General features: G+C 64.2%; 12 protein-coding genes. 4 read left to right on the top strand and 8 right to left on the bottom strand.

Annotated elements, in window-relative coordinates; all coding sequences use genetic code 11:
- Window positions 1–20 precede the first annotated feature (20 nt).
- The 6 genes from nrdI to glpK form a co-directional block, all read right to left on the bottom strand.
- Complete coding sequence (gene nrdI / locus ACTNFJ_RS00375; protein WP_435906897.1) at window positions 21–422, bottom strand: class Ib ribonucleoside-diphosphate reductase assembly flavoprotein NrdI; 402 nt, start codon at window positions 420–422, stop codon at window positions 21–23.
- A gap of 81 nt (window positions 423–503) precedes the next feature.
- Entirely contained in the window at window positions 504–740 is a 237-nt protein-coding gene (gene nrdH / locus ACTNFJ_RS00370; RefSeq protein WP_435906766.1) for a glutaredoxin-like protein NrdH, read from the bottom strand.
- A 252-nt stretch (window positions 741–992) separates the two neighbouring features.
- Window positions 993–1,430, bottom strand: a complete 438-nt coding sequence (locus ACTNFJ_RS00365) for a hypothetical protein (RefSeq protein ID WP_435906767.1) — start codon at window positions 1,428–1,430, stop codon at window positions 993–995.
- A 42-nt stretch (window positions 1,431–1,472) separates the two neighbouring features.
- Window positions 1,473–1,931: a 23S rRNA (pseudouridine(1915)-N(3))-methyltransferase RlmH gene (locus ACTNFJ_RS00360; RefSeq protein ID WP_435906768.1), complete on the bottom strand. Its 459-nt coding sequence runs from the start codon at window positions 1,929–1,931 to the stop codon at window positions 1,473–1,475.
- 105 nt (window positions 1,932–2,036) lie between these two features.
- Window positions 2,037–3,251, bottom strand: a complete 1,215-nt coding sequence (locus tag ACTNFJ_RS00355; protein ID WP_435906769.1) for a pyridoxal phosphate-dependent aminotransferase — start codon at window positions 3,249–3,251, stop codon at window positions 2,037–2,039.
- Between the two features lie 53 nt (window positions 3,252–3,304).
- The gene (gene glpK, locus ACTNFJ_RS00350; protein ID WP_435906770.1) at window positions 3,305–4,867 is read right to left on the bottom strand and encodes a glycerol kinase GlpK; all 1,563 of its coding nucleotides are present in this window, start codon (window positions 4,865–4,867) and stop codon (window positions 3,305–3,307) included.
- 186 nt (window positions 4,868–5,053) lie between these two features.
- Between glpK and ACTNFJ_RS00345 the strand changes: the two genes are divergently transcribed.
- From ACTNFJ_RS00345 to ACTNFJ_RS00330, 4 genes are all read left to right on the top strand, one after another.
- The gene (locus ACTNFJ_RS00345) at window positions 5,054–5,911 is read left to right on the top strand and encodes an exodeoxyribonuclease III (RefSeq protein WP_435906771.1); all 858 of its coding nucleotides are present in this window, start codon (window positions 5,054–5,056) and stop codon (window positions 5,909–5,911) included.
- A gap of 76 nt (window positions 5,912–5,987) precedes the next feature.
- Complete coding sequence (trpS, locus tag ACTNFJ_RS00340; RefSeq protein ID WP_435906772.1) at window positions 5,988–6,998, top strand: tryptophan--tRNA ligase; 1,011 nt, start codon at window positions 5,988–5,990, stop codon at window positions 6,996–6,998.
- Between the two features lie 76 nt (window positions 6,999–7,074).
- Complete coding sequence (locus tag ACTNFJ_RS00335) at window positions 7,075–9,294, top strand: bifunctional lysylphosphatidylglycerol flippase/synthetase MprF (protein ID WP_435906773.1); 2,220 nt, start codon at window positions 7,075–7,077, stop codon at window positions 9,292–9,294.
- Entirely contained in the window at window positions 9,291–10,061 is a 771-nt protein-coding gene (locus ACTNFJ_RS00330) for a DUF1345 domain-containing protein (protein WP_435906774.1), read from the top strand. The genes ACTNFJ_RS00335 and ACTNFJ_RS00330 overlap by 4 nt, the downstream gene beginning before the upstream one ends.
- A gap of 22 nt (window positions 10,062–10,083) precedes the next feature.
- Here ACTNFJ_RS00330 and ACTNFJ_RS00325 read toward each other — a convergent pair whose 3' ends face one another.
- Both ACTNFJ_RS00325 and ACTNFJ_RS00320 read right to left on the bottom strand, forming a co-directional pair.
- A complete protein-coding gene (locus ACTNFJ_RS00325; RefSeq protein ID WP_435906775.1) occupies window positions 10,084–10,635 on the bottom strand; it encodes a cysteine hydrolase family protein in 552 nt (183 codons plus the stop codon).
- Complete coding sequence (locus ACTNFJ_RS00320) at window positions 10,632–12,059, bottom strand: purine-cytosine permease family protein (RefSeq protein WP_435906776.1); 1,428 nt, start codon at window positions 12,057–12,059, stop codon at window positions 10,632–10,634. Before ACTNFJ_RS00320 ends, ACTNFJ_RS00325 begins: the two co-directional genes overlap by 4 nt.
- Between the last annotated feature and the right edge of the window lie 4 nt (window positions 12,060–12,063).

Here is a 12,063-nt window from a genome sequence, read left to right as displayed (position 1 = left end):
CGAGGCGAGGGGGGCATCAATCACTGCTGTTTCCAAAACTGTTCCAATCCATCTTGAACGGCGGTGACGTCGTCCGGGGTGCCAAAGAGTTCGAATCGATAAAGATGGGGCACGTGGCACTTCTTGGCGATGATGTCGCCTGCGATGCCGTACGCGTCTCCGAAGTTGGTGTTGCCCGCCGCGATAACCCCGCGCAGGTGGGTGCGGTTGCGCTCGTCATTGAGGAACCGGATGACCTGTTTGGGTACCGCGCGGGTTTCTGGCCCGCCGCCGTAGGTGGGGAGAATGAGCACAAACGGCTCGTCCACCACGAGAGGCTCGTCGGCCTGGTGCAGTGGAATGCGATGGGCTGGTCTGCCCAGCTTCTCGACGAAGCGGTGGGTGTTGCCCGACACGCTTGAGAAGTAGACCAAGTCGGTCATCTCCTGCTCCTTCCGCGCCAGCTTCCTGCCTACGTGCATGGATCGCCCCCGGCCGAAGTCGCGGGCGATCACCTGGTGCACCTAGTCGACGAGGCGCGACGCGAGCTGCGAAATCTTGTCGGGGCGGAAGCCCGACCAGTGCTCATCATCGGTCACCACAACGGGTGCCTGCAGGTAGCCCAGCTCTTTCACGGTTTCAAGCGCCGTGGGGTCTTCTGACAGATCAATCACGTTGTAGTCAATGCCCTGGCTGTCCAGCGCACGATAGGTCGCGGTGCACTGCACACACGACGGCTTGGTGTACACGGTAGTCGCCATGTCACGCCCCTTCTGAAAACTGTTGCAACCTCGACCGAGGCACTACATATAGTGAATCATATCGCGTTCGACCACAAGATGATGTAGTTACACCAATGTCATTTTCTACCCGTATTCCACCGACCCGGCGGCCTGTCTGGGGAGAACCTTCCGCACCTTTCCGCCACCGACGGTGAGTTATCCACAACCCCACAGGGGGAAGATTATTTCTCCCCACACCCCTTCCCCGGCGTGTCGGCAGACCGGCACAATCTAGAGCGAAATCGGCCACAGAAGCTCCTGCCCTTCCGGCTGAATCCAGCGAACCACGAGCAACGCATCGGGGGCAGACAGCGCCCCATCCGCATATACTCCGCGCAACACGACCCGCACCCGCTCCCCCGGGTGCACGGTGCGAGGGAGGGACACGCCCAGAAGCCCTCCGCCTGCGAGCGAAACGCGCACCGCCCGCAGCGGCACCCCACCCCGCTGCTCGATCTCCAGCACTCCTCCCGTGCGATGCACGACCCGCCAGGGCACCGGCGTCGCGTGGGACTCGATCCCCTCCGGGCGGGCAGCGCCCGCGGAATCGCCCAGCTGCGCGAGTGGCCAGCCCTGGCCTCCACGCCGCGCCGCAGGCCGACGTTCGGCCCACACCGGCGCGATGGGGCGCGCAGCCAAAACTCGACCGGTGAGACGAAAAGCTTTCATGCCAGCACGCTAGAGCCGACCTCCGACATTCCTCCGCAGGCCTCACACGTGATGGTAGGGCCGACCCCCGGCAATCTCTTGGGCCCGATACAGCTGCTCGGTGACGACCAGACGCACGAGCTGGTGCGGGAATACCAGGTTCGACAGGCTCCACACGAAGTCGGCCCGCTGCCGCACCCGGTCATCGACCCCGTAGGCCCCGCCGATCACGAGCGAAATTTGCCGCCCCGCATCGAACGCAGTTTGCAGCCTGCGCGCAAGCGCCGGCGAATCAACGTTCGTTCCTCGCTCGTCGAGCAACACCAGAAACTCACCCGCACCGATCTTGCCGAGCACCCGATCGGATTCTTCACTGCGGGCGGCGTCGCCCTCGCGCGAAGAGTGGGGCAACAGCAGCCACGAGGTATCGAACGGCTTTCTGAGACGTTTTTCGTATCGCGCGATGCCGCCTTCGACCCAGGGTTCATGTTTTCTGCCGATCGCGATGATCCTTACCGTCATGAGGTCACCTCCCGTAGCAAGGGGACACGAATGGTCTTCACGCTCGCCCCACACGACGATTTGCGTCCCCTTGCGGCAGGCAGCACGGTCATGGCGCCCCCACCGCTAGTCCACGCGCACGGTGTCGAGGTACTCCGCGACCCGCCCGATCGCCTCGGTCAGTACATCCACCCGCGGCAGCGTCACAAATCTCAGGTGATCAGGGGTGGGCAGGTTGAAGCCGCGACCGTTCGTCACCAGCACACCGGTCGCACGTAGCAGGTGGATCACGAACTCCTGGTCGTCCTCGATCGGGTATCGGGTCGGGTCGAGTCTCGGGAACAGGTACATCGCACCTCCCGGAAGCTCGCAGGTGACGCCCGGAATCGCGGTCAGTAGCCGGTGCGCCGCGTCGCGCTGTTCGCGCAGTCGACCGCCAGGACCGCACAACGCACCAATCGAAGACTCATGCGACAGCGCAACCGGGATCGCGAACTGCGCCGGCACATTTGCGCACATTCGCATGTTCGCGAGTAGCGTCAGCCCCTCAAGAAAGTCGATCGCGAGCTCCAGATGGCCCGAAGCGACGACCCAGCCCGAGCGGTAGCCGGCGACGCGCTGCGCCTTCGACAGCCCACTGAAAGTCAGACACAGGGTTTCGCTGACGTGCCGAGCCGCGTGCTCGTGCACACCTTCGTACAGCACCTTTTCGTAGATCTCGTCGGCGAGCAGCACCAGCCCGTGCCGCTCGGCGAGCGCCGCGAACCCGCGCACGAGCTCGGCAGAGTAGACGGCACCGGTGGGGTTGTTCGGGTTGATGAGCACGATGCCCTTCGTGCGTGGAGTGACGAGCGCCTCGATCGCCTCGAGATCGGGCATCCATCCGTTCTGCTCATCGCAGGGGTAGTGCACGGCGCGGCCGCCGGAGAGGGTCACCTGCGCGGTCCAGAGCGGGTAGTCGGGCGCGGGTACCAATATCTCGTCGCCATTACTCACAAGCGCCTGCAGCACCAGCGAAATGAGTTCGCTGACCCCGTTACCCAAATACACGTGCTCGGGTTTCACGCCCGCGATCCCGATGCCGGTGTAGTAGTCGGCGACGGCCTCGCGAGCCACCAGCACGCCGCGCGAGTCGCTGTACCCCTGCGCCTCGGGCAGTACCCGCCGCAGTTCCTCCACGATCTCGGGTGGCGCTTCGAACCCGAAGGGTGCTGGGTTTCCGATGTTGAGCTTGAGTATCCGATGACCCTCACGCTCAAGCCGCTCGGCCTCTTCGAGAATCGGGCCGCGCACGTCGTAGCGCACCCCGCTGAGCTTGCTGGATTGAGTGATGGCGCGCACGTCCTGATTATTTCACCCGCGCGGGCCGATCGCGCACACGTACAGTCCCGACGCTACCCGCCTGCCAGCACCCGGGTGTCGTCGTCGACCCAGTCAAGGGATCGCTCCACCGCCTTGTTCCAGAGGCGCAGCAGGCGCTCGCGATCCACTGTGTCCATTCGTGGCATCCAGCGACGCCCCTCGCGCACCAGCGCGCTGAGCTCGTGCTTCCCAGCCCACACCCCGGTGGCGAGCCCGGCAGCGAACGCGGCACCTAGCGCGGTGGTTTCAAGCACCTGCGGGCGCACCACGTCGATACCGAGCAGGTCGGCCTGGAATTGCATCATCATGTCGCTGGCGGATCCGCCGCCGTCGACCTTCAACTCGGTCAGAGCGACGCCCGTGTCGGCGGCCGCAGCGTCGATCACCTCGACGGTTTGGTACGCGCAGGCTTCGCTCGCCGCGCGCACGAGGTGCGCCCGTGTCACGAAGCGAGTGAGGCCCACGATTGCGCCGCGAGCGTCGGGCTGCCAACGCGGGGCGAAAAGCCCAGAGAACGCGGGCACGATGAACGCTCCACCTGCGTTGGGCACGCTCGAGGCGAGCCCCTCGATCTCGGTGCTGTCGCGCAGCACACCGAGGTTATCTCGCAGCCAGTGGTGCAGCGAACCGGCCACAGCGACCGAACCCTCAAGCGCATAAGTGGGGGGCTCATCGCCGATGCGATAGGCAACTGTGGTGAGGAGCCCGTTGCGCGAGAGCACCGGCTGCTCCCCCGTGTTCACGATCAAGAACCCGCCAGTGCCAAAGGTATGCTTCGCGTCGCCCGTGGCGAACGCGGCCTGTCCGAACGTCGCGGCCTGCTGGTCTCCAAGAATGCCCGCGATCGGCACTCCCTCAAGCCCAGGAACACCTCGCACCTCGCCGAGCACCTGCGACGACGAAACGATCTCTGGCAGCATCTCGCGAGGAATGCCGAAAATGTCGAGAGCTTCCTGACTCCAATCGAGAGTCTCGAGATCGCATAGCAGCGTGCGGCTGGCGTTGGTCACATCGGTGATGTGGATCCCGCCGCCCGCCGCACCTCCCGTGAGGTTAAAGACAAGCCACGAGTCGATCGTGCCCATGCGCAGCTCACCGCGCGCCGCGCGCTCGGCGACACCCGGCACCTCGTCGAGCAGCCAGCGCACCTTGCTCGCCGAGAAGTAACTGGCAAGCGGCAACCCCGTGATCTGCCGCAGACGCTCGGTGCCGAGTGGGTGGTCGGCGGCGAGCGCGTCGATGATCGGCTGCGTGCGGGTGTCTTGCCACACGATCGCTTCGGCAACGGGCACTCCGGTTGCAGCGTCCCACACGACCGTCGTCTCGCGCTGGTTGGTGATACCGAGGCCAGCGATGCGATCCGCCCCGATGCGGGCTGCCGAGAGCGCTTCACGCAACAGGGACTGTGTGGTGTGCCAAATCTCGGTTGCATCGTGGCCGACCCAGCCTGCCCGCTCGAAAATCTGCCGGTGTTCGCGCTGTGCGGTGGCGACCTCGCGGGCCTCTCTATCGAACACGATAACCCGGGTGGAGGTGGTGCCCTGATCGATCGCCACGATGTGGTCGGCCGCACGGTCTGCTTGCGTCGCTGCCATGCATCGCAGTGTAGCGGTCGCTCCCTCCGGCCCCGCCCGGAGTGGTCATCTAGGCAGAGTTCGGCCCCCCTGAAGCCTGCACACGTGTCAACTCGGTCGAGCTGCTGAAACGACTTGCGCAAGTTCGAGGACTGCAAGAAACAGCCACGCGGGCGCAGGCCTCGCGGGCGCAGTAAACTGGCACCCATGGCCGAAACCCTGCGCGTCGCTTCAGTCAATGTGAACGGCATCCGTGCCGCCTTCCGCAAGGGAATGGGAGACTGGCTCGATGCCCGCGAAGTCGACGTGCTCGCGATGCAAGAGGTGCGCGCCGACGATTCGCACCTCGAGCAGCTCCTCGGCAACGGCTGGCACCTGCTGCACGACCCCTGCGACATCAAGGGGCGTGCGGGCGTCGCTATTGCGAGCCGCGTGCCCGCGGCCGGGCATCGGAAGCGGCTCGGTGCGGATGACACGCAAGAGACCATTCAGTCGTCGGGCCGCTGGCTCGAGGCCGACTTCGACCTTGGCGGCGCCCCATTCACGGTCGTCAGCACCTACGTACACTCGGGCGAGGTCGACACCCCGCGCCAGGAAGCTAAGTGGGCATTCCTCGACGCCATGGGGGAGCGCATGCGCGAACTGCAGGAAGCTTGCGAGTACGTGGCGGTCGTGGGCGACCTGAACGTTGGCCATCGGGAACTCGACATCAAGAACTGGAAGGGGAACGTGAAGCGGGCAGGCTTCCTGCCGCGCGAGCGGGCCTACTTCGACCGCTTCTTTGGCCCCGCGGGAGAGGGGGTCGTAGGTGTTGACGGCAGCACTGGCGAGGGCCTGGGCTGGGTCGACGTCGGACGCCGATGGCATGGCGAGGTGCCCGGCCCCTACACCTGGTGGTCAAACCGCGGACAGGCTTTCGATAACGACTCGGGCTGGCGCATCGACTACCACGTGGTCACGCCGCCCCTCGCCGAGCGCGTCGCCCACTATGCGATCGACCGCGCCCCCTCCTACGACACCCGCTGGAGCGACCACGCCCCCGTCGTGGTCGACTACCGCGCCTAAATCTTCTACCCGGTGGATCGCCTCGCGATCCACCCCCACACCGTGAGCGGCAGTGCCGCCAGAAAGCCCAGACACCATGAGCGAGAACACCAAGCCAGTCATTTTCTCGGGGATGCAGCCCTCAAGCGATTCGCTGCACCTCGGCAACTACATCGGCGCGCTGACCCAGTGGGTCGACATGCAGGAGACCTTCGACGCGTTTTTCTGCGTCGTGAATTTGCACGCCATCACGGTGCCGCAAGACTCCAAAGACCTGGTTGAGCGCACCCGTGCGACCGCCGCGCAGTACATCGCGGCCGGCATCGACCCCGCGAAATCCACCCTGTTCGTGCAGTCGCAGGTGCCCGCGCACGCCGAGCTCGCGTGGGTGCTGAACACCCTCACCGGCTTTGGCGAGGCAAGCCGCATGACGCAGTTCAAAGATAAGTCGCAGCGCTTCGGTGCCGACACCGCTTCGGTGGGGCTCTTCACCTACCCGATTCTCATGGCCGCCGACATCCTGTTGTACCAGGCGGATTCCGTGCCCGTAGGCGAGGATCAGCGCCAGCACGTCGAACTGACCCGTGACCTCGCGACTCGTTTCAACAGCCGCTTCGGGGCGACATTTACGGTACCCGAGGCACAGATCCAGAAAGACACCGCGAAGATCTACGACCTGCAAGATCCGACCTCCAAGATGTCGAAGTCGGCAGAGAGCGAAGCGGGCCTCATCAAGGTGCTGGATCCTTCCAACGTCACGAAGAAGAAGATCATGCGCGCGGTGACCGATGATGGCGGCGAGATCCGCTTCGACCGCGAGGCGAAACCTGGCGTCTCGAACTTACTGACCATCTTCTCCGTGCTGACCGGGCGCACGATCGAGTCGATCGAGCGCGAGTTCGACGGTCGCGGCTACGGGGATCTCAAGAAGGGACTCGTCGAGGTGGTCGAGGAGACCTTCGCCCCCGTGCGCACCCGCACCGCGGAACTGCTCGACGATCGCGCGGAGCTCGACCGCCTGCTCGCTGGCGCCGCGGATCGCGCGAACGAGGTTGCGAGCCGCACCCTCGCCACGGTTTACGAGCGGATCGGGCTGCTGCACCGGTAGTCTCCGGGCCGCGGGCGCCCTCCCTTAACTCGCGCGGGTCGGGCACGAAAGTGGACGCGCTCCATAGAATAAGCACATGACTGAGAGCGCAGCCGCCCGCATCGACGCCTCGGCCCACCCTGCCTCCGATCCGCCCGGCAACTCCCCCAGCGGTTCCACGGGCTCCGGGCCGCGCCGCGCGGGCGTGTGGGCTCGGCGTGCACTGCGTGTGCCCTTCACGACGCTCCTGGTAATTGTGATCCTCACCGTCGCGATAGCGACTGGCTCGCTGCTCTCGCCCGCCGCAGACATGCCCTGGTTTGAGCGGATCGCGACCGGTCTCCCGGCTTTCGCGGAGGGCCGCTGGTTTACGGTCGCGACCTCTCCCTTCGTGCTCACCCCTCCGGTCGCCCTGCTGCTCATCGCCCCCGTGCTCATCGGCGGCGTCGGGTGGGCCGAATGGCGCTTCGGCACGCTGCGCACCGTGGGCCTCTTCGCCGCGGGCCACCTGGTCGGTGTGTTTGGCGCGGCCGGCGTGCTGCTGCTCGTCGCCCCGAGCGGCTGGCCGTGGGCAGTGCGCTTATCCGAGGCGCTCGACGTCGGCCCCTCGGCAGGCGCATTCGCTTGTCTCGCTTTCGTGCTCGCCACGCTGCCCTCGCCCTGGCGCCTGCGGGCCCGCTTCGCGCTGGGTGTGTGGGCCGGGATCGAGGTGCTCTACATGGGCCAGCTCGCAAACCTCGAACACGCTATCGCCATCACCGCGGGGCTCATTGCGAGCGGCTGGCTGCCCGCATTCCGCCACCCGGCTGGCCGGCCAAGCACCCGCGAGTGGCGGGTGCTGTCATTTGCGGGGCTCCTCATCATCGGCCTCGTGCAGGTCATCGACCTCGCGATCCCCTACGACGGACCGCTAGGCCAACACTTCCCGGTGGCGAACACGCTCGACGTCGCGCTCGATGTGATCTTCATCGCGCTCATCGCGAACGGAATCCGACTCGGTCTGCGCTGGGCATGGATCATCACCATCGCGGTCGCCATCTTCAACGCCTTGGGTGTGGCCCTCGGCATCGCCCTGATCCCCCTTCTGCTGGACGAGGGCATCATCGCGAGCCCAATTGAGGCCCTCAGCCTCGTGCTACCCGAGGGGCTCCTCTGGTTGGTGCTGCTCGTTGTGCTGATCGCCGCACGCGGTGCCTTTCGCGTGCCGCTGCGCACCAGACGGCGCGCGCTTGCCGGCGCGGGCCTCAGCCGCGATGCGGCACTCGAGCGCCTGCGCACTGTCGGAGGCGGCACCATATCGTGGATGATCGGTTGGGCGCCGAACCGCTATCTGCCCGTGGGCGACGACCCTGATTCCGGCGCGGGATCCAGCGGGGTCGTCGGCTACCAGGCCCACGCGGGCGTCGCGATCGGCCTTGGCGATCCGGTCGTCGCTCAGGGCGATCAATCAGTCGCTCTCGCAGAGTTCGCGCGGGCCTCCGAGCAGGCAGGCTTGATCCCGTGCGTGTTCTCAGCTGGTCGCGAGGCCGCCGAGGCGAGGCCCGCGGGCTGGCGCGCGGTAATCGTCGCCGAAGACACGATTGTGGATCTCCCGGGCCTCGAGCTCACCGGCAAACGTTGGCAGCCGGTGCGCACCTCGGTGAACCGCGCCGCGCGGGAGGGCATCGAGTTTCGCATGTGCCAGCTCGCCGACGAGCCATTTGGGGTGCGCGCGCAGGTACGGGCCATTTCCGAGCAATGGACGGGCGACAAGGGCCTGCCCGAGATGCGTTTCACGCTCGGTACGGTCGACGAGGCGATGGATCCGGAGACCCGCGTCGGGCTTGCTGTCGACGCCGACGGCAACCTGCACGGCATCACCTCGTGGCTGCCGGTCTACGGGGGCGGCGGGGAGATCCACGGTTGGACCCTCGATCTCATGCGTCGACGCGATGGCGGCTTCGGCCCGGTGATGGAGTTTCTCATCGCCTCCTCTGCCCTGCATTTCGCCGAGGCGGGCTACCAGTTCCTGTCGCTCTCGGGGGCACCGCTGGTGCGGCCCGCAGACGCTGAGGAGGGGCCGGTGGATCGCGTGCTCGACGGCCTGGGCGCACTCATCGAGCCGCTCTACGGCTTCAGATCGTTGCACCGTTTCAAGCAGAAGTTCAACCCGCGCGCCGAGCCGCTGCACCTGCTGTTCCGCGACGAGGGCGACCTGCCGCGCATCGCGGTCGCGTTGACGCGCGCGTACCTGCCCGACGCTTCTCTGCGCGACCTGGTGGCCTCAGCTTCGGCCGCCTCACCCGCTTCACCCGCCTCTGAAGGGGGCGCCAGGTGAGCCCCGAGTCGCCGCTGCCCCGCGTACCGGGCGTCCCGCCGGCCGCTCCCGATGACGGCACCGCACCGCTGCGCCCCTCGGCCAGACCGTCACGCATCTCTGCAGCATGGCTCCTCGGCGGTGAAATCACTGGGTGGATCGCGCAGATTGCCTTACTGTGGCTCGGCGCTCGCTACGTACTGATCGACGATGGCGACGAAATAGATGAGGCGCTTCGACTCTTCGCCTGGTGCGTGATCGGCACAGGCTATCTCCTCTCCGCAGCGCTCTGGCTGCACCTCAGTGTGCGACTCACCAACCACGACCACCCCTTGTTTCGGCGCCTCGCAGGATTCCCGCTAGTGCGCTGGTTCTCGCTCATCGTCACGTTTGCTTCGAGCGCAGTTGGGCTGACCGCCGCGCTGACACTCATTCTCGTGCGCGACGACCCAGACCACCTCGCGATTTATGAGCTCGCCGCAGTCTGGACGATGCTCGTTTCGTGGGCTCTGTTTCATTGGGGCTACTCGCGGGTCTACCACGGAAAGTACCTGCGCACGACTGGCCGGCCGCCCCTCGTCTTCCCAGGAACCGACGAGCCCCGTCTCGCCGATTTTGTCTACTTCTCTTTCAGTAACGGCACGTCATTCTCGGTGAGTGACGTGGTGGTCACGACCACGAAGATGCGGTGGACGGTGGTCTGGCACAGCGTCTTCAGCTTCTTCTTCAACGCGCTCATCATCGTGCTGAGCATGAACACGATCGCCGGCGGGTTGCAGGGCAACTAGATACCCCGTGAGCTTCGGTCGCTCAGTGCGGCCATTCGAGGAACTGCTCGGTAGTAACAATTTCAACCATGGGGTGCAATAGTGACAGCAGTGCCAGCGCCTGGTTGTGGGCTTCGTCGGTCACGCCAGCACAGGCATCCGAGACAACCGTTACTTGCTTTCCTGCATCAACCGCCCCTAGGACTGTCGAGAGAACACAGCAATCTGTCGCCACGCCGCAGACCACTAGTCGCGCCACAGAGTCGGTCAGGTTTGCGAGTTCTTCACCCCACTTCGAAAACGTGGGAGCAGACACCACACTATGAGTTGGTTGAGCAGTAAGGGTGAGATCCCAGAGAGCCGATCGGGGGCCCTCACGACAGCGGTCCCAGCGTTCGTAATAGTCTCGCCAACTGCCTGTTTCTCTTGGGTCACGGACGAACCTTGTCCACACCACATTCTCCGGCTGAGTTCGCAGGATCTCTTCGATATTGGCCTGAGCTGCAGCGTAACGCGGGACGTACCACTGGCTCTCCGGGTGGCGGAAAACCTCTTGCATATCGATCACCACTAAGGAGAAAGAAGACTGTGTCATCCCACGTGCTCCACTTCCACCTGTGAGTGCCGCCGACCCAAGAGGGAGGAAAGCGGCGGAAGCGGACGGAACGCAAGATACGCAACCACTGCTCCGATGATTCCCGCCAAATACGCGACATCACCGAATTGAGCAAACACACTTGCGAGCGGTCCGGTCCAAAGCGCAGAGGCCCAGAACAGCGACGAAAACAGGCATCCAACGACCCAGGCGACGAAACCCCACTCGATCGTGCGCTTCGTATCGAATAGTTCTTTCACTGCGAGTACTCCTGCCTTTCGCATGCGCAAATAATAGTCCAGCAAAAGCACGGTGCTAAACGGCACTACGAGGTAGGCAAGCACCAGAAGGAAGTCATAAAAACTGCCATAGGGGTTTGTTTGCATGAGGAGGGTGACGCCAAGACTAATGATCGCGATAATGATCACGCCCACTATGCGATTCACCGGCACTCGGATCGTAAGCAGCGAGAGCGATCCACCATACAGATTCATAGCGCTCACCGGCAGCGTCGATAGCACGACGGTGAGCATTGCTATCGGCGCCCACGGACCAGTGAGCTCAGCGAGCGCTGGGATAGCTTCAAGTTCACCCGCGAAACTTGAAACAAGTACACCGATCCCCCCAAGCCACATCATGGCAACAAAGGTCCCTCCTGCCGTGTAAGCCATGACCTTCGTGTGAGACGTTTTCTGCGAGAGATACCTTGAAAAGTCAGAAGCAAACGGCGTCCAGGTCATGACGTAAGCAAAGAAGAATCCTGCAAATGTTACCCACCCGGCCAGTTCTCCCATGTAATAGGGCGCATCAGCGTTCACGCCCAGCGAGAAGTCGACCTGTTGCAGCGAGAGCACCGTAATAACTGCAAAGAGAACCGCCAAGACAACGGTGGCAATCTTATTGATGAGATGAATGAGGTTGTGGCCCCAAATCGCGAAGACCGACTGTACTGCGAAAATAGCCACCGCCGCACCCCAGAACGGCACATCAATGAGTACCTGCAAAGCGATAACCGCGAATACAGTGTTCACTGCTGTCCAGCCGATGGCGGAGACAACTGTCAGGAGCGCAATGGGCACGAAGTTCGCGAAATAGCCCATGGGTCCTCTGCCCTGCACCTGCTGCGGCACCCCGAGCTTTGACCCGATTCCTGCCAGAAGCCCCATCACCACTGCACCAAGCAATGTGCCCACAGCAACAGCACTCAGACCTTGGAAGACTGACAGACCAAAAAGTGCCGAGAAGAAGCCTGAGACGAGCACGGCGAGCACCATGTTTGCCGCGAACCATAGGGTGAACTGCTGCCGGGGGTGGCCATGCCGTTCACTTGTCGGGATTTCCTCCGTTGCGAAGGGTTCAGTTCGAAGAATGGATGAGCCATACTTTGGCCCTTCTGACTGAAACTGATTTGGATCGTGTGTCATTGAA

This window comes from Leucobacter shiyiweii, from assembly GCF_052446065.1.
In the GTDB taxonomy this organism is placed as follows: domain Bacteria; phylum Actinomycetota; class Actinomycetes; order Actinomycetales; family Microbacteriaceae; genus Leucobacter.
The sequence above is the reverse complement of the archived record's forward strand: the minus strand, read 5'-3'. Positions and strand labels throughout refer to the sequence as shown.

Coding starts and splice junctions, on each gene's coding strand:
- nrdH (WP_435906766.1), bottom strand. CDS start 740: ATGGCGACTACCGTGTACACCAAGCCGTCGTGTGTGCAGTGCACCGCG.
- ACTNFJ_RS00325 (WP_435906775.1), bottom strand. CDS start 10,635: ATGACACAGTCTTCTTTCTCCTTAGTGGTGATCGATATGCAAGAGGTT.
- glpK (WP_435906770.1), bottom strand. CDS start 4,867: ATGGCAGCGACGCAAGCAGACCGTGCGGCCGACCACATCGTGGCGATC.
- ACTNFJ_RS00365 (WP_435906767.1), bottom strand. CDS start 1,430: ATGAAAGCTTTTCGTCTCACCGGTCGAGTTTTGGCTGCGCGCCCCATC.
- ACTNFJ_RS00320 (WP_435906776.1), bottom strand. CDS start 12,059: ATGACACACGATCCAAATCAGTTTCAGTCAGAAGGGCCAAAGTATGGC.
- trpS (WP_435906772.1), top strand. CDS start 5,988: ATGAGCGAGAACACCAAGCCAGTCATTTTCTCGGGGATGCAGCCCTCA.
- ACTNFJ_RS00360 (WP_435906768.1), bottom strand. CDS start 1,931: ATGACGGTAAGGATCATCGCGATCGGCAGAAAACATGAACCCTGGGTC.
- ACTNFJ_RS00345 (WP_435906771.1), top strand. CDS start 5,054: ATGGCCGAAACCCTGCGCGTCGCTTCAGTCAATGTGAACGGCATCCGT.
- nrdI (WP_435906897.1), bottom strand. CDS start 422: ATGACCGACTTGGTCTACTTCTCAAGCGTGTCGGGCAACACCCACCGC.
- ACTNFJ_RS00335 (WP_435906773.1), top strand. CDS start 7,075: ATGACTGAGAGCGCAGCCGCCCGCATCGACGCCTCGGCCCACCCTGCC.